General features: G+C 61.9%; 20 protein-coding genes. 12 read left to right on the top strand and 8 right to left on the bottom strand.

Translation table 11 applies throughout. From position 1 onward, the window contains the following. The first annotated feature begins 278 nt into the window (after positions 1-278). Together AC3WOE_RS29285 and AC3WOE_RS29290 are read left to right on the top strand one after the other, a co-directional pair. Positions 279-3,389, top strand: a complete 3,111-nt coding sequence (locus AC3WOE_RS29285; protein ID WP_492695818.1) for an error-prone DNA polymerase — start codon at positions 279-281, stop codon at positions 3,387-3,389. A gap of 105 nt (positions 3,390-3,494) precedes the next feature. Beyond that, the gene (locus AC3WOE_RS29290) at positions 3,495-4,196 is read left to right on the top strand and encodes a hypothetical protein (protein ID WP_492695820.1); all 702 of its coding nucleotides are present in this window, start codon (positions 3,495-3,497) and stop codon (positions 4,194-4,196) included. Between the two features lie 63 nt (positions 4,197-4,259). Here AC3WOE_RS29290 and AC3WOE_RS29295 read toward each other — a convergent pair whose 3' ends face one another. From AC3WOE_RS29295 to AC3WOE_RS29310, 4 genes are all read right to left on the bottom strand, one after another. Next, a complete protein-coding gene (locus tag AC3WOE_RS29295; RefSeq protein ID WP_492695822.1) occupies positions 4,260-4,829 on the bottom strand; it encodes a hypothetical protein in 570 nt (189 codons plus the stop codon). 65 nt (positions 4,830-4,894) lie between these two features. Continuing rightward, entirely contained in the window at positions 4,895-5,656 is a 762-nt protein-coding gene (locus tag AC3WOE_RS29300; protein WP_492695824.1) for a hypothetical protein, read from the bottom strand. 101 nt (positions 5,657-5,757) lie between these two features. Continuing rightward, positions 5,758-6,105, bottom strand: a complete 348-nt coding sequence (locus tag AC3WOE_RS29305; protein WP_492695826.1) for a hypothetical protein — start codon at positions 6,103-6,105, stop codon at positions 5,758-5,760. Positions 6,106-6,230: 125 nt separating this feature from the next. Beyond that, a complete protein-coding gene (locus AC3WOE_RS29310) occupies positions 6,231-6,911 on the bottom strand; it encodes a hypothetical protein (RefSeq protein ID WP_492695828.1) in 681 nt (226 codons plus the stop codon). Positions 6,912-7,148: 237 nt separating this feature from the next. On the opposite strand from AC3WOE_RS29310, the gene AC3WOE_RS29315 reads away from it, so the two are divergent. The 4 genes from AC3WOE_RS29315 (at position 7,149) to AC3WOE_RS29330 (ending at position 15,199) form a co-directional block, all read left to right on the top strand. Continuing rightward, a complete protein-coding gene (locus tag AC3WOE_RS29315) occupies positions 7,149-7,823 on the top strand; it encodes a response regulator (protein ID WP_492695830.1) in 675 nt (224 codons plus the stop codon). Positions 7,824-7,919: 96 nt separating this feature from the next. Then, positions 7,920-9,902, top strand: coding sequence for a sensor histidine kinase (locus AC3WOE_RS29320; protein ID WP_492695832.1), 1,983 nt, complete (start codon positions 7,920-7,922; stop codon positions 9,900-9,902). Positions 9,903-9,975: 73 nt separating this feature from the next. Next, positions 9,976-14,316: an NACHT domain-containing antiphage protein HyoA gene (hyoA, locus tag AC3WOE_RS29325; RefSeq protein WP_492695834.1), complete on the top strand. Its 4,341-nt coding sequence runs from the start codon at positions 9,976-9,978 to the stop codon at positions 14,314-14,316. A 61-nt stretch (positions 14,317-14,377) separates the two neighbouring features. Then, positions 14,378-15,199, top strand: coding sequence for a hypothetical protein (locus tag AC3WOE_RS29330; RefSeq protein ID WP_492695836.1), 822 nt, complete (start codon positions 14,378-14,380; stop codon positions 15,197-15,199). A gap of 125 nt (positions 15,200-15,324) precedes the next feature. Here the strand turns inward: AC3WOE_RS29330 and AC3WOE_RS29335 are convergent, their stop codons facing one another. Beyond that, positions 15,325-15,744, bottom strand: coding sequence for a hypothetical protein (locus AC3WOE_RS29335; protein ID WP_492695838.1), 420 nt, complete (start codon positions 15,742-15,744; stop codon positions 15,325-15,327). 212 nt (positions 15,745-15,956) lie between these two features. On the opposite strand from AC3WOE_RS29335, the gene AC3WOE_RS29340 reads away from it, so the two are divergent. Further along, on the top strand, positions 15,957-16,214 hold the full coding sequence (locus AC3WOE_RS29340) for a helix-turn-helix domain-containing protein (RefSeq protein ID WP_492695840.1): 258 nt from the start codon (positions 15,957-15,959) through the stop codon (positions 16,212-16,214). Positions 16,215-16,265: 51 nt separating this feature from the next. Here AC3WOE_RS29340 and AC3WOE_RS29345 read toward each other — a convergent pair whose 3' ends face one another. Further along, complete coding sequence (locus tag AC3WOE_RS29345; RefSeq protein WP_492695843.1) at positions 16,266-20,069, bottom strand: hypothetical protein; 3,804 nt, start codon at positions 20,067-20,069, stop codon at positions 16,266-16,268. A gap of 189 nt (positions 20,070-20,258) precedes the next feature. Here AC3WOE_RS29345 and AC3WOE_RS29350 point away from each other — a divergent pair, with 189 nt between their 5' ends. The 5 genes from AC3WOE_RS29350 (at position 20,259) to AC3WOE_RS29370 (ending at position 22,741) form a co-directional block, all read left to right on the top strand. Beyond that, positions 20,259-20,546, top strand: coding sequence for a helix-turn-helix domain-containing protein (locus AC3WOE_RS29350; RefSeq protein WP_492695845.1), 288 nt, complete (start codon positions 20,259-20,261; stop codon positions 20,544-20,546). A 441-nt stretch (positions 20,547-20,987) separates the two neighbouring features. Further along, positions 20,988-21,197: a hypothetical protein gene (locus tag AC3WOE_RS29355; RefSeq protein WP_492695848.1), complete on the top strand. Its 210-nt coding sequence runs from the start codon at positions 20,988-20,990 to the stop codon at positions 21,195-21,197. Positions 21,198-21,292: 95 nt separating this feature from the next. Next, positions 21,293-21,730 (top strand): copper chaperone PCu(A)C, encoded by a 438-nt coding sequence (locus AC3WOE_RS29360; RefSeq protein ID WP_492695850.1) that lies wholly within the window; start codon positions 21,293-21,295, stop codon positions 21,728-21,730. Positions 21,731-21,740: 10 nt separating this feature from the next. After that, on the top strand, positions 21,741-22,127 hold the full coding sequence (locus AC3WOE_RS29365; RefSeq protein ID WP_492695852.1) for a DUF1801 domain-containing protein: 387 nt from the start codon (positions 21,741-21,743) through the stop codon (positions 22,125-22,127). Between the two features lie 68 nt (positions 22,128-22,195). Beyond that, positions 22,196-22,741 carry a hypothetical protein gene (locus AC3WOE_RS29370; RefSeq protein WP_492695853.1) on the top strand — a complete coding sequence of 182 codons (546 nt, stop codon included), beginning with the start codon at positions 22,196-22,198 and terminating at the stop codon, positions 22,739-22,741. A gap of 19 nt (positions 22,742-22,760) precedes the next feature. Here AC3WOE_RS29370 and AC3WOE_RS29375 read toward each other — a convergent pair whose 3' ends face one another. Further along, complete coding sequence (locus tag AC3WOE_RS29375) at positions 22,761-23,657, bottom strand: alpha/beta fold hydrolase (protein ID WP_492695855.1); 897 nt, start codon at positions 23,655-23,657, stop codon at positions 22,761-22,763. 10 nt (positions 23,658-23,667) lie between these two features. Then, the gene (locus tag AC3WOE_RS29380; RefSeq protein ID WP_492695857.1) at positions 23,668-24,264 is read right to left on the bottom strand and encodes an ATP-dependent Clp protease proteolytic subunit; all 597 of its coding nucleotides are present in this window, start codon (positions 24,262-24,264) and stop codon (positions 23,668-23,670) included.

The following is a 24,264-nucleotide window of genomic DNA, read 5'->3' on the forward strand; positions in this document are numbered from 1 at the left end:
GCCGCGCAAGACGCTCGGCTTCCAGACGCCCGCTGAGAGATTCAGCGCATGTGTTGCGATGACCGGTTGAATCCGCCCTGCTGACCGGCCCCGAGCTTGTTGAGTGCGGTTGGTGGGACCGCGTCCCCGGCACGTCCATCACTCGCAGCCAACAGCGCGACTACTGGGTTGCGGTCTCGGAGACCGCTGGCACGCTGTCCATCTTCTGCACGCAGATGGACGACGGCGAACTCGCCTGGTTCCTCGACGGCGCCTACGCCTGAGCTCATGGTGAGGCGATGGCAGATCTTCCTGAGTACGCCGAGCTGCGTTGCGTCAGCAACTTCAGCTTCCAGAAGGGGGCCAGCCACCCTCAGGAGCTGATCGAGCGCGCCCAGCAACTCGGCTACTCGGCCATCGCAATCACGGACGAGTGCAGCGTCGCGGGCGTGGTCCGCGCCCACGTGGAGGCCAAGGAGCGCGGCATGAAGCTCCTGATCGGCAGCCAGTTCGCGGTGAACTGCGCTTTCCCATTCACCATGGTCGTCTTGGCCTGCAACATCAACGGCTACGGCAACCTCTGCCAGTTCATCTCCCAGCTCAGGCGCGCGGCCAAGAAGGGGACGTACAAGCTGGCGCTCGACGATGTTCAGCCGGGCGCGCTTGACGACTGCGTCGTTATCGCCTGCCCCGAGCGTCACGCCAAGCAGGAGGCCCTGGTCCAGCTCGGGCGCTGGCTGCTGACGCACTTCATCGGCCGCGTCTGGTTCGGCCTCGACCAGCTTCGACGCACCGACGACGAGATCCGCCTGGAACGCCTGCGCGCCGCCAGCACGGAGACCGCTATCCCGTTGGTGGCTGTCGGCGACGTGACGATGCACGTGCGCGGCCGCAAGGCGCTGATGGACGTCATGACGGCGGTGCGCCTGCGCAAACCGCTGACCCAGTGCGGCAAGGCCCTGGACATCAACGCAGAGCGGCACCTGCGCACGCGTGGTCGCCTGGCGCGGACGTTCCCTGAAGACTTGATCGCTGAGACGATGCAGGTTGCCAAACGCTGCGACTTTTCGCTCGAGGAAATTCGCTACAACTACCCACGCGAGGTCGTGCCCGAAGGCGAGACGCCGGCGGGCTATCTGCGGCGCATCACCTACGAAGGTGCGGGCCGGCGATGGCCAAACGGTGTGCCGGCCTCGGTAAACGACCAAATCGAGCGCGAACTCGAGCTGATCACCGAGCTGAAGTACGAGCACTATTTCCTCACCGTGGCGGACATCGTCCAGTTCGCCAGAAGTCAGAACATCCTCTGCCAGGGGCGAGGCTCGGCGGCGAACTCGGTGGTTTGCTACTGCACGGGCGTCACCGAGGTAGACCCGGCCCGGCTGTCGACGCTGCTCGAACGCTTCATCAGCCGCGAGCGCGATGAGCCACCCGACATCGACATTGACTTCGAGCATCAACGCCGGGAAGAAGTCATCCAGTACCTCTACAAGCGGTACGGCCGCGAGCGCGCCGCGCTGACGGCTGTCGTCATCTCCTACCGCATCAAGAGCGCGCTGAAGGACGTAGGCAAGGCGCTGGGCTTCGAACTGGAACTTCTGCTGAAGCTCAACGACAACTTTCCCTGGTGGGAGGAGGAGGTCGAGCCGCAGCGGTTGCTGGAGGTGGGCATCGACGTCAACGACCTCGCCGTCAAGCAGCTCGTCGGGCTCGTGCGGCAGATCCTGAACATGCCTCGCCACATGTCGCAGCACCCGGGCGGCTTTGTGCTGAGCAACGGGCCGCTGACGCGCCTGGTGCCGGTCGAGAACGCCAGCATGGAGGATCGCACCATCATCCAGTGGGACAAGGATGACATCGACGCGGTCGGGCTGATGAAGGTCGACGTGCTCGGGTTGGGCATGCTCACCGCGATCCGCAGGGCGTTGCGCATGGTCAGCCAGACCATGGGCTACGAGTTCGTCATGCAGGACATCCCGGCTGAGGATCCTGAGACGTACGAAATGATCTGCCGGGCCGAGACCACCGGCGTGTTTCAGATCGAGTCGCCCGCTCAGATGGCGATGTTGCCGCGGATGCAGCCAAGGACCTACTACGACCTGGTCATTGAGGTCGCCATTGTCAGGCCAGGGCCCATCCACGGGGGCATGGTGCACCCCTTCCTGAAGAGGCGCCAAGGGCTCGAGCCGGTAACGATTCCGAGCGAGGCGTTGCTGGCCGCCTTGGAGCGGACGCTGGGCGTGCCGATCTTTCAGGAACAGGTCATGCAGATCGCCATGATCGCGGCGGGCTACACGGGCGGTGAGGCCGACGGGTTGCGTCGCGACATGGCGGCCTGGAAGCGCAAGGGTGGACTGAAGAAGCACTACACGAAGATCACCGAGGGCATGGCTGCTCGCGGCTACGACCCGGACTTCGCAGAGTCGGTCTTCAGGCAGATCGAGGGCTTCAGCGAGTACGGCTTCCCAGAATCGCATGCGGCGTCGTTCGCGCTGTTGGTCTACGCGAGCTGCTGGCTCAAGTGTCATCACCCGATGGAGTTCTTCGCCGCCATGGTCAACTCCCAACCGCTTGGCTGTTACAGCGTCAGCGAGCTTCTGCAAGACGCCAGGCGCAACGGCGTCGTCGTGCTGCCGGTGGACGTCATGCACAGCGACTGGGAGTGCGTGCTGGAGCCCTGCGACAGTGGCACAGCGGTGCGGCTGGGCATGACCATCGTCAAGGGGCTGCAGCTGGAGTCTGCGGAGGCAATTTGCGCTGCCAGAAGGGACGCGCCCTTTTCGAACACGGAGGACCTGGCGCGCCGGTCAGGGCTCAACCAGCAGCAACTGACCGTGCTGGCCTCAGCCGACGCGCTGGCTAGCCTGAGCGGCCATCGGCGACAGCAGGTGTGGACAGCATCGGCGCTGCGAACGGTGCCGCCCTTGTTGAAAGACGCGCCGGTCCACGAGGACTACCTGGAGCTGCCTCAAGCGCCAGAGGGCGAGGAAGTGGTCTTCGACTACTCCGCGCTGCGCCTGACGCTGCGCTCCCATCCGCTGGCTTTGTTGCGGTCGGAGTTCCTCGCGATGCCAAGGCGCAGGCTTCTGACGTCGACGCAATTGATGGACGTGCCTGACGGGCGCGAAGTCCAGACCGTGGGCCTCGTGACCATGAGGCAGAGACCCGAGACGGCCAAGGGCATCATCTTCATCTCGCTGGAGGATGAGGATGGCAAGGTGCGGCTGATCGTCTACCCGTCCGTCTCGGAGAAGAAGCACCTCCGCCCGGTCGTGTTGGGCTCACGGCTGATGGCGGTCAAGGGGCGCTGGCAGCGCGAAGGCAACGTGTGCAACATCATCGCCAAGCACATGGAGGACTGGACCTCGCTGTTGGGTGGTCTGTCGACCAAGAGCCGAGATTTCAGATGAACGCCACCGTTGGCCGAGACACTAGCCTAAAGGCTGAACCCTTCCAGCCGCAAATCGCAGAATGGTCGTCGCTGCCCCTTCACTCATTACGTCGGAAAATGACGCATGGACGAAGCACGATTGATCGAGCAAGACCTCCTCCGCTGGCAGTCGAGCTTGTGTCCCGACATTGACGGCGGCAGCCTATACGCACGTAGCCCGACCGCCCACAAGTGGAAGGCGCCATTTCGAAGCCTGACGCTCAGGGAATCGGTTTGCTGGCGCTTGCACGACCTGCTGTCGCAGTCGTTCTTGCTCTTCAAATCTGGCCACATCCTCGGCGCCCGCATCCTGCTGCGTAGCGGGTTCGAGACGCTAGCGCTGCTGATTTATCTCAACCAGATGACCTCAAAAGTGTTGGACGGTGGACTGGACTTCTCGGAGTTCTCGGACAAGACGACGCAATTACTGCTCGGGTCCAAAAACCAGGCGACGTCCTTCGCCGCCATCAACATCATCACTGTCTTAGGTCACTGCGACAAACGCTATCCCGGTTTGATGTCGCTGTATGCGAACCTCTCCGAGAGCGCCCATCCCAACTACGAGGGCATCTGCGTCGGCTATTCAACCGTCGACACAGAGAACCGTGTCACATCCTTCGCCAACATGTGGAAGGACAAGTACGCGAGCAGTCATCTGCTTGGCATGCGTGCTTGCATCGTGCTTTTTCATGCCGAGTACAACGAGGTCTGGCCTGCGCATTTCGAAAGCCTTGAGCGCTGGCTCGAGGCCAACGACACGGCTCTGGAGGCGAATCGCGAGCCTTAGTCCCCATCCCTTGCTCGCGACGTACACCAGAGCGGGCAAGCTCGACCATCCTTTTAGATTGGTTCAGGGCGGCAACGTCCTGCGAGGCACCCCCATGTCGGCAGAGCGATCCGAGAAGACCGTGAAGTACACGGTGGTCACAGCTGCGCCGAGGGCTAGGCCGAGCAAGAGGCCCGCAAGCACGTAGAGCGACTTCCTGGCGATGAGTTCCTTCGAGGCATTGCTCACCTTCCCGGCTTGGAGCTCCAAGTCTCTTGATGCGTTTTTTGACGCAGTATTTAGGTCATCTTTCGCCTTGTCGACCGCAACGGTAAGCCGCTTGATCGCCGCAATCGCTTGATCGCGCGCCTCGGTCAGAGGGTCGGCCAGTTTCTCCCCGGCTTTATCTAAGGCGTTTTCGAACGCGGTCCCCACGACTTCGGCAACAGATACCGTCACGTCCTCCTTGACCTTGAGAAGCGCCTCAGCCGATCGGTTGAGGTCAGCACTGGCGCCGTCAACCTTCAGGATCGCGGCAGCCGAGTTCCTTTGTAGCGTACGCGTGTGCTCAATGACGTTGGCGACCACAGGAATCAGCTCGTCAACGGTTTGTGGCGTCTTGCCGGGCGAGGGCACTAGAGATTGAGAGTTCATCTTCTTCGTGGGCCGGGCCGCGAAGGCCACAAGTGAATGAAATCAGTGGTCGCGGAAGGCTCGCGTCACAGCGACAGGTCTGCCGACCGCTGTTTTACCTTGGAGCGTTCGTAGGTCGCATCCCGCTCGATCTCAAGCTCCCGGATCTGCTGTCTCGCGGAATCCAGCGCAGCCTGCTGCTGCTTGGCTTGGTCAAGCTGCTTCTCCTGGCGCTCAAGGAGTACCTGCGATGTGGCACGTAGGTCGGCGATGTTCTCAAGCGGTAGGTAGTACAGGCCTCCACTTGTGCTGGACGTGTCGATACCTACGAGCAGTCCGGCGGTACAGCCCTTGATGACGCCAAATGCCTGAATGATCCGCATGTAGAGGTCAAGCTGGTCGTCAGACAGACTGCGTCCGTGGGCTTCCCTGACGATCGACTCCGCAAAAGCATCCATGCCGATGCCGCCCGTGTCGTGCATCTTTAGGTAGGGACGAACTCGGATTGGCTCAATTGCTTGAGCGCCGTCGCTGCGCCGCTGCTCATCGCCCGACCCGACAAACCAATGCGTCAACAGCGAAGTCTTCAAAACCGAAGGATCACGTGCCGCGCCGATGAACGACTGGAGTTTTGTGTCCTCCTTGGCGAGGCTCGCGCCGGGACGCTTGAACTCAATCAGGCGCCAAGCGCCCGGGAACTGAAGCATCACGTCCCCGAGCACTTGATCCAGCGGCGTCTGCTGTGTGAGGTTGATGCAGGCCTCAACTGGACGAGGACTCCTGCCCATGGCCAATCCAAGGCTGTACAGGAAATTCCCGATGATGATGTTTTCGTATGGGGTAAGCATGTGGTGAGAGCGGCGCTGCGGACAAGTGCGCGATCGCGCGCTTGTCCGTCATCCAGAAGCCGAAGCCACGTCGCTCAGTAAAGCAGAAGGAGCGCCGGTCTCTACGATTCGTCGCGATCGCGATAGGACTTGCCGCCGGACAGCGCGAACGCCAAGCCCGGACGGGTGGTGTCGCGACGATAGGAACTCCAATTCGAAGCATCTGCGTTGGAGTCCTCGTCCACATCCAGCTTGTAGAGGTGGTAATACGCGTCCAGCTGCTTAATGAATATGGTGCGCACGTCGGGATTTAGGCGCCTGGCGAACGCCACGGTGCCGTACATGTCGGTGCTATGAAGATCCGGAACGGTGAAGGTCATCGTGGTGGCGTCGGTGCTCTCTATGCTGATCCAGCAGCACTTCAAGTCTTCATTCCAGACCCCATCGCGCTTCAAGCTACCAGTGCTCATGCCGCTCCCCCACCGTTGTTGGCACCCAGTGTCCCCGAAAGCCGGCGCGACGAAGTGCCACATCAGTCGGCCGGAAGGTGACCGCCAAGGGCCGCGAATGCGCCCCTGGCGATCACTAGTCTGCATCAGCAACGGCCGCCAAAAATCCCGGCAACGGCGTTGCATGCTTTGCGGGCTTCGCTATTCTGTCCGCCGAGGGGGCCATGCTTCTGAATGTCATCGGGGCTGATGCCAAACGTGAAACGAATGATGCCGCCGGGCACCGTCGATTCGCGTTGCGCCGCTTCGGCATTGCCGCGGATCATGCTGATCAGCGTGTTGTTGTCTCCGAAGCAGCCGCGACCGCCGATGCCGTCCGTAAAGCACTTGTTCAACTCGTCGGCCGTCAAACGACCTGCGACGCAGCCACCAGCGGCATAGGTGACGCCGTATTGCGCCACGCATTGCGCCGCGACCTGGCCTTCATGGTTGACACCGAAAGCGCCCGCCAATCGGCCAGTGGGTCCAATCGGCGGCACCGGGAACGGTGCGGGCATGCGGACCGGGAAGGTACCAGGCATGCCGCCGGGGAAGGGCAGCGGCGCGGAGATGGGGACCTGGCCGCCAGGAAGGCCACCACCAATGAAGATGGTGACACCTTGCCCGGCGGGGCCGAAGCACGGGAGACCCGGTTGAGGGATGCCGCCCGGCATCGGGAACACGCCGTTGGGCGTTTGGCAGGCCAGGTTTTGCGATTGCGCCGAAGCGCCAGACACGAAACCGGCTGCCAGCATGAGGGCGACGAGCGACAATTTGATCTTGGACATTTCGAACTCCTTGTGAGGACGGCTTGTTGAGGGTTTTCGCAACGCGCTTTCTGTTTCGCGTTGAAGTCAGTATCAGGGAAACACCTAGATGACGGGGGTGTGCATCTGGTGCAAGCAACACGTCTTTGCTCACCGAATTCGTACGCTGTCCGACCGCTGTGAGTTAAGGCTCACCACAGGTGAGATTTCTAGCCTGGCAGGGCTGAGAAGATCGTCCTCACTCACAGTGAGGAACCTATGAAGATCGCTCTTGTAGAGGATGACGCGCATCAAAGCGCCACGTTCGCCGTTTGGCTTAAGGAAGCTTGGCGGGGTGCGCAGATCTACCCCTACTACTCGCGGGATGAGGCCATAGCAGGCATCAAAGCCGAGAGGTTCGACCTGGTCGTGCTCGACGTGCACCTACAGAATGATCGCCATGGCGGTTTCGCCGTAATCAACGCGATCAACATGACTCGACCAGTCCCTGTTCTCGTGATCACGTCTGTGCCAGCAGCGCTCTACAAGGGTGCCTTCACGGCGCTCGACGCCTGGGAATACGTGGAGAAGAGTTCCGACATGGACTCATTGAAGGGCGAATTCATGGATGCGAACGTCGCCATCGAGATGGAGATGAAACGCCGACCGTCGGTGCCCTCGGACTTGGGCCACGGAACGTTCGACCCGTTCAATCCCAACTGGAGCGGGAAGCGACTCTCCGTACCTTTGATCGCAAGGAGCATGTTGGGAATGCTCGTCGCCCAGCGTGGGCAGATGGTTTCCTATGCGACCTTGGCCGATGCTGCTAAGTCGGGAAAAAATCCGGCGAACGTGAGGAAGCATATTCAGAACATCCGCGAAGCGTTCAGGGATGCGGGTCTCCCGGACCCGATCAAGAATGAGCCCAAGGCCGGCTACAAGTTCATCCTCTGAGCCTGGACAGCATTGAGGCTTGGAGGCCTGATGTCAAAAGCGCCAACGAGATTTGCTGTCTATCGGCTCCGAGTTCTCGTGCGAGTCGGATTCGTCTTGCTCATACTCGCTGCGATCCTCACGGCATGGGGCATCCTGGCCTGGCTACGCCAAACAAGCCTTGAGACCTACCAGGCCAGTATGGCTGAACGCCTGACGCAAATTCAGCAACGGATGAGCCTGCAGTCCGGTCAGTTGGGTCTGCTGAATGGTGCTGCCCTTGCTTTGGAGAAGGATGGGCGCATCCACCCGTACGTCCTTCCATACGACTCGATCGATGTAGGGAGCGCTAGGCAAGCTTGGTCGAACATCGACCAGACCCAATGTTGGATGGACTACGGCGACAAGGGTCGTGTTTGCGCGAGCGTTGCTGGGTCTCGGACGATCGGCGCCTATGTGTTCTTGGCCGGAAAGTTCAACGGAAAGTTTTTGAAAGCTCACGAGCCTAGAAGTCCACTGGACGGGAGCACCATCGTTGAGGTTTCCACAGCGGGACTTGACGACAAGCAGACGTGGAAGATCGTCTTCGAGGTGCCACCGCCCGTCCGCAAGCCGTTCTTGAGCCGAGCAAAGACTGTGATCAGCGCGGTAGCGCAACAGAAGCCTGCGCCGAAGCTTTTGCAGATGACCGCCTTTCGCGAGTTGCAACAACTCGAGCGCGACTTTTCAGGAACTGCTTTAGTCACAGACGAGGACGAGTGCGCATACGTCTTTAGGCTACCTATCCGACCTTGGCAGGAGGCTCAAGCGGACGGGGTCTGGCCTCCAAAGACGTTCCGGGACTTGACGCTCGTCGTAAAGGTCACAGCCCCCGATGGGAACGTCGTGCTCAATTCAGCCGTACACAAAGGCACGCGCACGCTTTCATGGTCTTCTCTCGCCAACTCGCTGCGTCCTGGCGAAGTGATCAAAGCAGCGGCACATAGCGACCTAACAACAAGCGACCCACTCGTATTGGGCACCAGCGCGCCCACGCAACGAGATCCAATTCTCGTAGTCCTCGACTACCTGGCATCACTGCCAGAGAGAGAATCGAAGCACTGGACAAGGACGACCGACGTCTCCGTCCGCAAGAGTCTCTATCGCCTTACGCTTACAGGTGATCAAGGCAACGTGGATGTGCCGCTCGCAAGCGTCGTTAAGGCGACAGCGTATGTCCTGCCGTTGTTCATCGCGGCGACTCTAATGTTCTGGTTGGCGATCGAGAGGACGATCTTGCGACGAGTCACCACTATGAAGCGTCGAGCAGCAGAGATCACGGAGTCGCTCCACAACGGTGGCGAGCTCGAGCGCAAGTTTGAATCGATGCGAGGGTCGGATGAGCTGGGTGTTCTCGCCGCTGGCCTGGATGAGTTGACCGTCAGGCTCAACGAAACCATCACTATGGAGTCGCAGCGCTTGATCCGCGAGCGCGAGCAATGGCAAGAGATCGGCCATGAGGTTCGAGGGCCATTGATTGGGCTGGGTGCACTTGCGGCTTCGAAAGCAGACACGGAGATCGCGCGCTACGTCCAACGAATGCAGCAGGCACTGGATGTGCTGGTTGGATCTGCGTCGTTGAGTGATGCCATGTCTGGCATGACCATCGAGCGTCAGCCATTTGATATCGCGGAGTTCCTGCAGCAGCTTGCTACGAATTGCGCTCTCGAGAACATCAATAACGTTATCTATGAAGGTGTCGCGACTCCAGTTTTCGCCCGAGGCGATAGCTTCGCGCTGGAGACTGCGATGTCCCATGTGCTGAGTAACGCAGATCGCTATCGGCCGGAAGGCAGCCCAATCATCCTCCGCCTAGTGGTAGGCGATCAGTCCGCAGTCTTTTCGATCTCGAACCAGGGCCCTCGCATTGATTCCAAGATGCTCGAGAAGATCTTCGACTACGGAATCAGTGCCCAAGACGAGTCGGACAACCGCGGACAGGGCCTCTACATAGCAAGAATCAACATGCTGAAGATGGGCGGGTGGATATGGGCGCAGAACACCGAGCATGGAGCTACGTTCTGCTTCGAGTTGCCGCTAGTGCAAACCGCGGTGGATTGAGGCTCGCGGAGCCTTCTCGAACGGCCCATTCGCGTCGGCTGGATCGCTGGAAACGAAAGTGCTCGCTGGCCAAATGACAACCATTCCCCTTGATCGACGTTTCTACGAATGGGTTGATGAACCTGATGCTCAGGTCAGATCCATCCACCGACAGGCTTTGCGCTTGCAAGGGGACAACCTTCCCTGGTCCGACTTGCTTGCCAAGCGTCGTGTCGTCATCCTGGCTGAAGCTGGCAGCGGCAAGACTGAGGAACTCAAGGAGCAAGCGCGTCTCAAGTCTGCAGCTGGGAAATTTGCCTTCTACGCAACGGTTCAGGAGGTTGCACGTGGAGGGCTCGAAAAGGCCCTTAGGGTCGCCGATAGGCAACGGTTCTGCGAGTGGCACAAAAGCGCTGACCCCGCTTGGTTCTTCATAGACTCGATCGACGAGGCAAAGCTTGACAACGTCCGCTTGGAGCAGGCTCTGAAGGAGATTGCTTCTGGCATCCATGGAGCCGATGGACGGGCTCACATCGTTCTATCCGGCCGTCACACGGACTGGGAGTTCGCTCGCGACGTAAGCCGACTGAAAGAAGAGCTTCCGATTCCGGACGGATCCTCGAAGGAGCCCCGCCTTTCGCTAGAGGAACTGGTTCGCCGTGTACTGCGCAAGGAAAAGCGGCCGGATCCTGAGCCGGCGGAGGTGCCTTTGGTCGTCGTCATGGCGCCGCTCGACGAAGACAAGGTGCGTGCATATGCGGCTGCAAAGGAGGCACCGAATCTTGATGCCTTGATTGCCGCAATTGAGGCGCACAACCTTTGGGAGTTTGCTCGGCGACCACTGGATCTCGACTGGATCGTCAGCTACTGGCGCGATCACGGCCGGCTCGGCAGTCTGACCGAGATGATTGAGCTCAGCCTGGTCAAACGTGCTCGAGAACACGATCCAGATCGCGCTCGAAAAGACCCTCTTGATCAGGGCCGTGTTCGGCAAGCGCTGGAGCGAATTGGGGCCTCAATGGTCTTCGGCCGGCAGAGTGCTATCGCGATCCCTGATGGGGAAGTGGGAGACGCACGGGGCGCCTGGACGCCTCCTCTGGAGCTTGAAGAGGTTCTTCCCGATTGGTCAAGCGAAGACCGCGTGCAATTGCTGACTCGACCGGCTTTCGACCCGGCAACTTTTGGGCGAGCAAGGCTGCACAACGACAACGAGGGAGTCGTCCGTGCGTATTTGACTGCACGATGGCTTGTCAGGCTGCGTCAGGCAAACCTTCCCGAGCGTCGCTTGCACCAGCTTCTGTTCGCGCGAACGTATGGCATCGACTTAGTCAGGCCGTCCCTGCTCGAAACGTCAGCCTGGCTGAGCCTGTGGGACCAGAGTGTTGCGGCCGAGGTGATCCGTCGAGCGCCGTTCCTTCTGCTCACTGCCGGCGATCCAGGAAGCTTGTCCCTCCAAATGCGCAAGGCAGCACTGACGGCCTTGGTTGAGCGCATGCGGGCAGGGGAAGAGACCCCCTTCCTCGCCCACAGCAGCCTGATGCGATTCGCCCAGTCAGACCTCTCTCCTGCAGTGAGAGTCATCTGGGAGGCTAACAAGGAAGACCAGGAGATCCGCCAGTTCATGCTTCGGCTGATTTGGGTCGGGAAGCTACGTGACTGCGCGGATATTGCTGAGGCCGCGTCATTTGGCCGCTACCCGGATACCTACAGCGCCGTCCTCGCCGGCCGCGCCCTGCTTGCATTAGGAGATGACCGGCAGCTGAAGGCATACGTCGAGTACGTAAAGCGCGATTGCGCATCGCTGTCCACGACCACGGTGGCCTGGGAAGCTGTCGAGGATCTCTTCCCGCGTCTTCTATCTGTGGACGATCTCCTCGAGATCGTCGAACGCGTGAAGCTCGGCGATGACGACGGTGGGGGCTTCCACTTGGACTGGAGGGGCGAAGAGCTTGCGAGGAGGCTGTCAACCGCGGATGAGCTCACTCGATTGATCCAAGGACTCTTGCGCAATCTCGGTGAGCCGCCGCGAGAATTTGATCCATATGACAGCGACTCGCTAGAGGCGCAGTACCAGTCGATACTTTGCTCGGCGGCCAGGAAGCTGCTTGAGCTCTCGCCTTCCAGCGATGCACCAGACGCTGCGATCGATGCGCTCGTGCGGCTGGGCGACCACCGATTTGGATACCTTCAGGCAGTCCGCCAAGGCGTGGCTGAAGCGGTCAATCTGGCGTCCTTGACCTCTGAACGAAGGCGTGCGGCTTTCTGGAGGGCAGCAGGTAGCCTGGCAAACCATCCGACCCTGGACGGCCGCCCCTTGCTCCACTTCTTCCAGATGCGCTTCCTTGGATGGCCGGGCGAACTCAAGCTAGAGGACGTCGCCTGGCTGCTGGAGGACGCACCTGGGCGGAAGCTCGCAACGGAGCGCCGGCTTGCCATCGATGCTGCGATGAATCTCTGGTCGAACGACGGGGATAGGGACGAGGGACTGAAAAACCGAATTGCCGCGGTTGCCGAAGCTGACGGCGAGATGAAGACTGTCGTCACCGAATGGATGACGCCACGCGTGAAGTCCGACTCGGAGATCGAGAGCGAACGCAGGTCGGCGGAAGCTGTTCGAGCTGCAGAAAGTAAGCAGGCGGAACGGGATCAGTCGTGGATCGATTTCGTTAGCGAAGCACGCTCCGACCCCGCGGCGTTAAGGCAGTTGCGTCCCACGACTCCTGCGGGGGTCGATAGCCGCATCTTTCACCTGTGGCAACTGCTCGATCAAGCTCGGCCACGCAACTCACGATATGCGATCGACAGCGTCGAGCCGATTGAGGAGATCGTCGGCAAGGAGGTCGCGTCTGCCTTGGCTAGCGGCCTGTCGAAGATCTGGCGCGACTGGACTCCGACCCTTCGCAGTGCGCGCCCGCAAGGCCAGGACAACCAGATCAGCTCGGTGGATTGCATGTGCATTGCAGGCGTCTCCATCGAGGCAGCGAGCGATCCGAAATGGGCATCGAAGCTTTCGCGGGCAGAGGCCGTCCTTGCTATCCGATACGCAACACTGGAAATCAACGGGTTCCCGGACTGGCTCGCGGCTCTAGTTGATGCCTGGCCGGAACCGGTGGAGGAGGTCCTGGCGAAGGAAGTCGCGAGTGACCTCGACAAGCCTTCGCCTGGAGTGCCGTACCAGTTCCTCGACTTCATCCAGCGGAGTTCGAAGAATCTTGCTGCTTTGATGTGGCCGTGCCTATGGAGAGAACTCGTAGCGCGGCCGGATTTGAACCCGAAGGCATTGCGGCCTATGTTGCCCGTGCTCGTGCATGGCCTGCCAGATGCTTGCAAGGCTGAGTTCTATAGGCTGGCCATCGAACGGTTCAATGACGTTGCCGACCCGGATGTGAGCGCGCAGTACTTGGGCGCCGCGTATGCAGTTGATGCTCATGGCGCGACGGACACGTTGATGTCGAAGCTGAGCCTCCTTGAAGAGGCGGAAGGAACCGCTCTGGTGTTGAGGACGTTGCCGCAAATATTCGGTTCGCGTTGGCATGGGCCCATCTCGGTAACGTCTGCCATCGACCTGAGCACCTTGGAACGGCTTGTCTTGCTGGCATATCGGCGCGTGCGGATGGAGGACGACCGCGATCGCTCAAGGAAAGGTGCCTACTCGCCTGATCTACGAGATCACGCGGAGGCCGCCAGGTCTGCGGCCTTCAACGCCCTGATAAATACGACTGGTGAAGCGGCGTTCGAAGCGATCAAGCGTCTGATCGCAAATCAGTTTCCAATCTCAGCGTCACGGGTCAATGCCTTGGCCCTCGACCGCGCGTCTAACGATGCCGAGAACACAGCATGGGCAGCCGGCGAGGCGGCGAACTTCGAGCAAAGTTTCGAGCGTCCACCTGTAACCGGAAGGGAGTTGCAGGTCGCGGTGCTGGATCGCCTTGAGGACCTCCAACATGAGCTGATTCATGGGGACTACCAGCAAGGGAAGACGTTGAAGGCCTTGCCAAACGAGCCTGCGGTCCAAAACTGGATGGCGGATAGATTTCAGCAACTTCAGGGTGTCGCGTACACGATTGAGCGTGAGCCGCATGTTGCCGGTGAGAAAGAGCCGGACATTCGCTTCAGAGCTCGCGCGAGCAGCGCAAGGGTTGCGATGGAGATCAAGGTCGCGGAAAGTTGGTCGCTCTCTCAGCTCGAATCCGCGCTAGTCAAACAGCTGTGCGGTCAGTACCTGCGTGCCCGAGACGGTCGGGAGGGAATCCTCCTGCTTGTTCATCAGGATGCGCGGGCGAAAGGCTGGGAGATGTCTGATGGCACCTTCATTGGGTTTGACCAAGTCGTTCTTCGTCTTCGCGCGATGGCCGCCGAGATCCGTGCCTCAGATCAGGACTGTCCGCAGCCCTATGTCGGCGTGATCGACGTTTCAAGCTGTCCGGCGCCGTAGCTGTCCAATCCGTGCCGTACCAGGGTTCTACGTTCATCAGGTCTCAAGGGCCGAAGCAGATATGACGACGATTGCTGTTTGGAAGGCGCTGGAGTTTGAGCTAAACGTTGGTAATCCATCAATCCTTGTGGTGAGCGATTCGCGAACTACAAGGCCCGGTAAAGATGGGATCGTCAAGCTTTCGAACAAATGCGCCAAGGTCGTCGAGATAGAAGCGAGAGTCTCAACGAAGGACGGCATCGTCCTCAAAACCTTTGTGGTCGCAGTAGCCGGAAGCACGCTGATTGCCTACAACATCATCTTTTGCCTTCAAGAATCGCTGCGGTACCTTGTGGGCCCGTCGGCTCCCGACGTGAGAGACGTGGCGAACTACGCATGCATCGTCGCAAATGACATCGGCTTTGATGCTCGAGAAAATATGGGGAGCAGCGCCGCATGCGAGGTCATCATTGCAGGGCTGGATGCCCAAGGGTCTCCTGCCGCGATGGCGATAAAGCCAGCCACCGGCCCGTCCCTGGACTACGAAGTTCGCGAATTGACGGACTTTCCGTATGTCACGGGGAGCGATCGAGCGCTTCTTCAGGAAGAGCTCGAGCGGCTGTCCAAGTCGAGGCCTGGCCGCAGACAGGCGAGCATTGACCAAGATCCGCTAAGGGCGTTCGATCGAGTGTTTTTCGGAGCGAAAGCAGCTCGAAAGACTGGGGGCGAGCTGCAAATCTTCGTCGTCGGAAGCAGCCAACAGCACAGGCTCCGTCCCATGCGCTGGAATCCTGAAGCGCATACGTACCAATACTTCATTCACGGCCGCGACACTTGGGCTGAGATGGTGGGGAACTGCGCGATTGGAAGCATCCCCTGTCAGCTGGATGATCTGGATCCTTGAGTGGTGAGCAGAGGCGGGCGACAAGCCCAGTTGGCTCACACTAGCCGGCAATAGCTTGAGGCGCGTTGCGGTTTCGGAAATAGTTGAAACGAGCGGACCAGCGGGGCGTTCGAGGGGACTGCCCCTCACAAGCGACTGGCAAGCGCCCAGCCGGCTTCAGTCTTTACCAAGACCATGGGCCGCTTCTTCGTGAAGCGCTGCCCCTTCTTGAACGTACCGAACTCCCGCCGAAGGTATCCAAGATCGGCCTGCAGTTGCTGGCGGCCAAAGAGAGTGTTGCCCGCCTCTCGCGTCAACACGTCCTCCAGTTCCTGAGAGTCCATCTTCGGAAGCAAGTCGTACTGCATCTCGACGACGTACTGTTGGGCATTGCGCTCGTAGCCGTTGACCTTCTTCACGTTCTCAACGTCGAAGAACTTCAGGGCGTCCATGGTCTTGTTCTCGTCGATGAAAAGGCGTGTTGCCTCTGCATCCGACGGCTTGCCTGAACAGGCGGTCAGGGATATGGCGAATGCCACCAAGACCAATCGACGATGGATAGCCACGCTCGGTTCCTCCCAGATGCATTGCGTGACGGCAGGGTGCTTCCGCACCTGCCCAGGCTAGATCCAGACCGTCAGCCGTGCCTCCCAATAGGCAATGGCTGCGTCTGTAGTTCATTCAGTGGATCGCGCGATCCAAAATGAATCGCAAACACATCATAAGGCGTCGCAAACGCAGTGGCGCGGCGGATGAGGTTTGCCGATGCTCCTCTCCAATGACGGAGTCCAAGAAGCCGACCAGCGACCGCGTGGTTTTTGGCAAAAATCTGAAGCGTGCGCGGCACATCGTGGGATGGTCGCAAGAGGTCCTGGGGATCGAGGCCGGCGTGGATCGAACTTTCGTCAGCGCCGTCGAACGGGCTGAGCGAAACATATCGATCGACAACATGAGCCGACTCGCTTCTGCGCTGAGCGTCCCTCTGAAGGATTTGGTCGACCCAGAGAGGTTTCGGGACCCGCTGGACCCTTCGTGAAGAGCTTGTGCGGCCGTCTCGCCGGTGCCGAGCCGACAGGATTTAGCTGCGCTACTCGAACGATTCGAACGACTGCTCTTGGGCCCGCCTGAAGGTCTTTTCTTTTTCGATTCGCGCGCGCACCTTCGCCAGGTGCTCGTGGGCCCAGTCTGCGATTTCTGATTCCGTCCGACGGGTCAGGCCCTCTAACAGCGCCAAAAACGGCGCCAGCGTGTCGGCAAGGCTCCCAGACCATCCATTCGGATGGAGTTGGTTGGCAAGCGCTTCCAGGACGGGCTTCTTTTCGGTACTCAACTCCAACAGACGCTCGGCCAGAGGGCTGAGCCTGAGACCTGCCGCGGCATCCACGCTGACGATGTTGATTTCAGCGGCAATGACCGGCGCTCGCGCGTCGGGATCAACTCGAACCCAGTCGAGGATGATCTCCTCAGGCGCAGACTGGATGATTGGCCCGTTGCGTGCCAAGAATTTCGAACGGAATCCGAATGGGCGGTGCTTCCGTGGCTCTGCCAAGAATGCATCGAGCGCGGCTCGAGGCTGCAGCTTGAAAACGGTGATCGCAAGCTGGCCGTACGAGTCACTGTGGGTGCGGTAGTCGTCGAGGGCGGCCGCGAACCTCGTGGCCAGCGCGCTTGCTGCTTCTGCTGCTTCAGGGCCGACTAGGGCCATGCGCGCCACCTCGTTGATCTGCCCGACAACGCGATAGTCGCCAACGTCCCAGTTGAACTTGGCAAGCAGGCTGCGCCCAAGGTGGACAAGCTCCGGTGGCATAGGGCCAGATCGCCCTCGGCGAGCGAACAGCTCGCTGCACAACTCGTCGAACGCAGAAGTCAGGCCACGGTCCAAGCGCGACAACTCCTCGACGGCCTCGCAAAATTTTCCAAGTGACAACCCGTCGGCGTCCGGGCGCGCGACTCGCAGCGTGAACCGATGCGCGACGGCGCCTGGTCGCTGCATCGCGGCTATGAGTTCGTCGCCTTCGCTGTCGTCAGTGGGGGCACCCATCAAGGTGGGAAGGAGCGGGTCCAATCTTTCGTGCCCAACAACGGTAGCTAGGAGAGCCATTGACGCTTTTGCATCGCGGCTCTTCAAACCAGCAAAAAAGCCGCTCAGTATCCCGATATTGGGTGGGCTCGCGGGCGAATTGAGGAAGGCCTCGCGCAGTAAGTCCCAGACAGGCGACGGATCAACTGCCGCAGTCCCGAGACCACGTCCAAGCGCAATATGGCGCCCCTCCCGAGCTGCAAACAGCTCCGGCAGGACCTGGCGCAGAAGCTCCTCGTGGTGCGCAAGCGTCTGCCCTAGCTCAAGAACCTTTGCCTCCACACGTTGCCATGCATCGATGGGGTTCTGCTCCTCCTCCTCGTCTGATTCGTCCAGATGGTCGGCGACGTCAAGGAAGCCGCTCGCATGACCAAGGGCGTAAGTACGGATGTCTTGCAGCAGGCCCTTCGGCGCAAGGGATGCGCCCAGCTCCCGCAGCGCCTTGAGGAGGTCGGGAGGCATGTGCTTCCCATCAAAACGGAGCGCACTCTTGACGGCCACCCAGCCGGCAGGCCAGCCCTCGTGGGCAGCAAAATCATGCGCCAAAGCAACAAGCTGACTCTGGGCGCCGCAGCTCCAAAGCTCCCGGAAATGCTCCGCGACTGCGTTCTTGGCCCAATCCCGCCCAGCAGCGCTTGACGTCGCAATCTGTGTCACAAGCTTGAAGGCGTGATCAAACCAGACCTGAGCGTCCTTGTCGTTCTGCGCCTCCCAACCATAGCCGTGAGGGCGAGCACCAAACGAAAAGTCGTGTGATGAGTTGACCTGGAATACGTCCAACGTCGCCTTGACCGCTTCCCATGTCAGCTCAAGGCGCCGGCCGGTTTCCGACGCGAGGAGGCGCTCAAGATGCCGTGCCCGCTGGTCGGGCGGCGCCTTGGTTCCAGAAAGAGCTGCGCGGAACAACTCCTTCCAAGCGATTTGGCAGTCGATGACATCAGAGCCTTCAATGTCTGCAAGCGCCAGCAGTAGCGCCGCCGCCCGGTCGAAAGCCGCCGGCTCGAATGCCAGGTGCCGTACGAGCGCGCTCCATGAGCGTAGCGATCCCTTCTGCCGGCTCGCGAAATCCGCGATGGTTGCCGGGGACATGGCCCGCTCGATGGCGTCCAGCACCTCGTCTGGCACCAACGGCGCGAGGTTGAAGAAGAGCTTGCGGCCAAGGTCATTCAGCGCAGCTGGGTTCGCCAGCCAGTTCTCGTCGGCAAGCCAACGGCTTGCTATCGCTCGGGCTTCTTCACTGTCGTGCAGATACTCGAGCCGTCGGCTGAAGGAGATTAGCAAGCGCTGATTCGGTCCAAAAGCGTCCAGGATGTCGCCTGGAGAAATGCTCTTCAGCGCGGCCTTCGCCAAACGGTTGGCCAGCGCAGGTGGCAGCAGCGCGCGCCAGGTGCTTCGGCTCTGCACCAAATCTCGGCTCTTAAGAGTCGCGACGTGTCTGAAAAGTTCGGGCGCACTGACGCCGATCAACCCTGCCAGGACTCGCAGCTCCGAAGCGTCACTCTTGATGTCCTCGCCGTCGAAGGAGTAAACCAGAGAGCACGCTTCGGCCGCCTTCATCAAGGCGGGATCGTCGGCCTGCCCTTGGCGGAATAGACGGCGGAACAAATCGCCATCGGTGAGGGTCCCAAGTGACTCGCCAGTGGTGACGGTTCGAGCCAGATAGATGGCGATTCGCGGATTGCCACCGGAGAAGTCAACGATGCGGGACGCGTCTGGCGCATTGAGATGCGGCGCGTAGCGCTCAAGAATTTGACCAAGAACCTGACTGGACGCCGGCTCCAACTCGAAGACGTCGGTCGCCTCCGGCACATCGTCATCGGCGACGTCATATTCGACTGTTAACAGGCTCAGACAGCCGGGGTACCGGTGCACGACTGCCGCCAATGCCCGGTGAGTCTCCGGGTTGCAGTTGTCCACCACGACGATGGCGCGTTGTTCCCCAGCACCGAGGCTGAGCAACATCTCTCGAGCGTTCGGCTCGGGCGCGTTACCGAGGTCGGTGTAGATCACCAGTGCTTGGTCGAGTGGCGCTGAACTGCCGACACCCGCCTCGAAAAGCGCCTGCGCCAGGCGGGTCTTACCAGTGCCGGAGAGACCGACCAATCGAGCCACTTGGCCAGGTTTACCGACCTTCTCCCGGAGTTGATCGATCCCTTCGACAACGGAAACGGCTCGTGCGCTTCGCCCGGCAGTGCGTTCCAGCAAGCGCGCCGAGTCATCGTGAAGGTACGCCTCACTTGCCTTGACGCCTGCCCAGGGGCCATAGGGCTGCCAGCCTTGCAGACGGGCGCCCACCCGGTCGCGCAGCCACATTTCGACCCCTGCGTACTGCCTCACCCATCGAGCGAGACGATCGCGGTCATAGAAATCGACCATCAGCCACTCGGCGCCGGGCTCGTCTGAAACTGCCTTGCGCATCTCGGCCAGCCGGTTGGCCAGGGCGGCGTCTGCGACCGTGCCCTTGGAGCTGACGATGACATATGCACCGCGCTCGGTAATCAGATCCTTGATCGACTGACGAAGGGGACCACCAGGGCGCATCTCCTTCGTGATCTTGGCGGGGGGCATGTCCTCGCACTTCACCTGGAAGCCGCTGCTTGGTCTCGGGATGAAGTCAAGCTCCCCGCCGTCAGCCGGCAGTCGCACACGCACGTCGATTCCGCCGTCGGGCGCAGTCTGATTGCCGCCGCCCAAGATTGAAGACCACGGAAGGTCCCGGCGGCGGATCTCCGCCTCGACCAACTGGATGACCAGCGCCCTCAGATCCTCATCGCCAAGCGCGGCGATGTGTTCGCCCTTGATTTCCAGCACGTTCAGGTGTTTTAGGTCAGATCGAAGCATCGTAGCTGGGGGCGCCTACGCTGGAGGCGATCCTGCTCGGTCGGGTCGGAGGGGCATTTCGACGCAAAACGCGTTCAGAATGTCTGGGAGCTGCGCAAGCTGCGCGTCCTCCCTGGCAGCAGGCCTTTAGCCGGAGCACTGCACTCTGGCACCTATGGCATGACCGTTTCACCTTCTTCCGATTTCGCGACCGCGTTTCGCAGGTTGAGGCTCGCCCTCGAGGTTCAGCAGACACAGTTCGACGCTGTGTCCGGGCGAACCTACGTGAGCAAGCTGGAGCGGCGTGAGCGCATCCCCACGCTTGGGAAAATCGATGAATTGGCAAGCGTTCTGGGGGTTCACCCGCTGACTCTATTGACTCTCTGCTACTGCCCTGGCGATGAGGGCGACGTGGCTGCCGCCCTTGCTCGAGTCCGGGACGAACTTGACCGCGTCGGAATGCTTTAAGCTGAACAGTGGATCCCTCCAAAGACTGCCAAGGCGCAGTGGACGCCTCCCGGCTTCTTGGTCCCAGGTGCAGGAAACCAGATCAACCTTCAGAGGATTTCAGGCGTCTCCGACCCGCGAATGCGATGGAAATGCGCTACTTTGGGCTGGCGCAAGTGCTGAGCCCAAGCATTAGGCTATTTCCAACTTAAAGGCCGGGTCGGTTTCCTACTTTCGTACGGAGTTGCTTTCCGACTCTGTCAGGCCTTCCCACCTCGTCGCCCCCGGCGGGAAAAGCCCCGGCTTCTCCTCTCTTTTCATGATCCCGTCGCCGCAGGGGCGCCGCATGATGGGCTCAGCCGTTCCCCGACGGGCGCCAGGCGCCTGCGCTGCGACGTGCCGGCCAACACCACCCGGCACCGGCAGCCCACCTTCCGCACCGCCCCCAGGAAGGAGACCGCCATGGCCACGTTTGCCGCTTCCAGCACGCCGCATTTCGAACTGCGCTTCCAGTCCCTGTTCCAGCAAGGCCGCGCCTGGGTGTTCCCATGCGACGCGCGCGGTGAGGTGGACCTGGACCACCTCAGCGAACGTGCGCTGTCCAACTATCTCTATGCCCGTACCGTCATCGGCCGCGAGGTGATGGCGCCGCGCGTCTGCCGCCTGCCCTGAGCCTCGGCCTCGCTGCCCGAGGACTCCCGTTGGCCGTGCATGGGTTCCGGCTGCCGGCGCGGCGGCGCTGGCGGTCCTTGCGCACAATGGAGTCCATGTCCTGGTCTTCGTCATCCACCATGCGCCGCCTGTTCATCGCCTCCGCCCTGCTGCTGTCCCTTGCCGCCCAGGCCCAAGTCAAGGTCGACGACGCCTGGGTGCGGGCCACTGTCGCGCCGCAGAAGACGACGGGCGCCTTCATGCAGCTGACTGCCGCCAAGCCGGGCAAGGTCGTCGCGGCCAGTTCACCGATCGCCGACGTGGTCGAGGTCCACGAGATGAAGATGGTGGACGGTGTCATGAGGATGCGCGCCGTCGACGCCCTGCCGCTGCCGGCCGGCCAGGCCGTGGCGCTCAAGCCCGGCAGCTATCACGTCATGCTGATGGGCCTGAAGAACCCCATCAAGGCCGGCGAGACCGTGCCGCTGTCGCTGACCGTCGAGGGTGAGGACAAGCAGCGCACCACGGTCGAGATCAGGGCTGTCGCTCGCTGATATCGCGCTGATGTATCGCGTTGACGCCACCGACCCCGAAAGCTACGTCGCCGCGCTGGACGGTTGGCAGCAGGCCCGGGTGGTGGCGTTGCGTGCCGCCGTGCTGGAGGCTGCGCCTGGCGTGGAAGAGAAGCTGAAGTGGGGCCACCTCGTCTATTTCAGCAACGGCCCCGTGCTGCTGATCCGCGCCGAGCCGACCCGCCTGCTGTTCGGCTTCTGGCGCGGCAAGCGGCTGCTGGACCTGGAGCCGCGCATGCGCGGCAGCGGCAAGTTCGAGCTGCGCACCCTGGAGCTGCGCGAGGACACGCCCCTCGAGCGCGCGACGGCCTTGGCCCTGGTGAGGGCCGCCGTCGCCCTGAATGGTGAGCTGGGCGACCCCCAGCGAGCGAGTGTGTGAAGCCGGTGTAAAGCAGCTTCAGTTCCCGCCCGGCCTGCCGATAGGCGGGCAATACACCGGAGTCGCCCATGGTCACCGCCGTCAACACCCCAGCGCTGGTCGGCACCCTGCTTCGCCCCGCGGATTGGCTGGATCCTGGCAACAAGAGCCCGGCGACTGCCGAAGACGCGCAGGCCGCGGTGGTGCAGATTTCCGCCGAAGGCGCGAAGCGGGCCGAAGCGGCTGCCCAGGCGGCGCCCGCTGCGCCCCAAGCCGAGAACTTGTCGGCCCGCCTGGATGGCGGCGGCGCAGGCCAGGTCAGCGCGCAGCAATTCAAGGCCAGCGAGCCCCCGGCGCCCCCTGCGGGCGGCGGCGCGAGCGCACGTGCGCAGGCACCGGCTGGCGGTGGCGGCAGCGCCGCCGGCGTCAGCAGCACCCCCAGCAGCAGCCAGACCTACGACCCGGCCGACACTGACCAGGACGGCCAGGTGTCGCCGCGGGAGCGGCAGGCCTATGAGGCCAAGCTGGCCGATGCGAAGCAGGCGCAGGCTCTGGCGAACAGCGGGCGAGCCGCGGAAGCCGGCGCTGCCGTCAAGGCCTACGAGGCGGTCGAGCAGCTGGGCGCCGCGGGCTGAGTTCGCCCCGGCGGGGACCTCAAGCCTTGGCGGCGATGGCCGCGATGGACGTGGCCAGTTGCGGCCACAGCGCCTCGGGCAGGTCGTGCCCCCAGCCGGGGATGGTCTGCAGCTGTGCGCCGGGAATGCGCCTGGCGAGGTCATGGGCCGCGGCGACGGGAATCAGCGCATCGCCCTGGCCATGGATGACGAGGGTGGGAACGCTGATGCGCGACAGGCGCTCGGCGCGGCGGTCGTCGGCCGCGACGGCCACCAGCTGGCGCGCGACGGCCTGGGGCCGGAAGGCGCGCCTGACGCTGAGCGCGAGCCGCTCGCGCAGCGTGGTGGGCTCGGGCGGGAAGCCGGGGCTGCCGATGATGCCGTACAGGCCGACGTAGTGGTCGAGCACGTTCTCGAACTTCTGCTCCGGCGTCGTCCCCGGCCGTGGCCGGGACAGCAGGGCGCGGCGCACCTTGAGGCTTTCCTTGGGCAGGCCGCGGGCGCCGCTGGTCGTCATCATCAGCGTCAGGCTCTTGAGCCGCTGGCCATGGGCGAAGCCGAGGTGCTGGGCAATCATGCCGCCCATGGAGGCGCCGCAGACATGGGCCCGGGCAATGCCCAGGGCGTCCAGCACGCCGACGGCATCGCGCGCGAGGTCGGCGATCTGGTAGGGCGCCTTGATCGGCAGGCGCAGCGTGTGCATCAGCGCCGCCATCGGGATGTTGGGCACGCCGAGTTCGTCGAAGGGCTGGGACAGGCCGACGTCGCGGTTGTCGAAGCGGATGACGCGAAAGCCCCGGGCCACCAGCTGCTCGACCAGGCCTTCGGGCCAGGCGATGAGCTGCATGCCCAGGCCCATGATCATCAGCAGGGGCTCGCCGTCGGCCGGCCCCTGGATGTCGACTTCGATGCGGACGCCGTTGGCGCTGACCTGCATGGACGAGGGCTTAGCCGAGGTCGACCTGGCGTTCGATGACGCGCGACACCAGGCCGTAGGCGATGGCTTCGTCGGTGCTCATCCAGAAGTCGCGCTCGATGTCGACGGCCACGCGGTCCAGCGGCTGGCCGGTCTCGCGGGCGATGACAGCGGCGATGCGGGCGCGCGTGCGCAGGATTTCCTTGGCCTGGATGGCGATGTCGCTGGCCTGGCCGCCGGCGCCGCCCGCGGGCTGGTGGATCATGAAGCGCGTGTTGGGCAGGGCGAAGCGGCGCTCCTTGGGCACGGCCAGATAGATGTGGGTGCCGGCGCTGGCCACCCAGCCCGTGCCGACCACGTTCACCGGCGCACGCACGAAGCGGATCATGTCGTGGATGGCGTCGCCGCTCTCCACATGGCCGCCGGGCGAGGAGATCAGCAGCGTGATGGGGGCGTCGGATTCCTGGCTCAGGGCCAGCAGGCGGCGGCAGGTGGCCAGGGCCATCTTGTCATCGATCTCGCCGAAGACCATGACGAAGCGGCCCTTGAAGAGCAGTTGCTCTTCCATCTTCTCGGGGGCTTCTTTCTTGGCGGCCTTGTCTTCGGCGGCGAGGGTGTGGTGATGCAT

Source organism: Roseateles sp. FW305-36 (assembly GCF_058787015.1).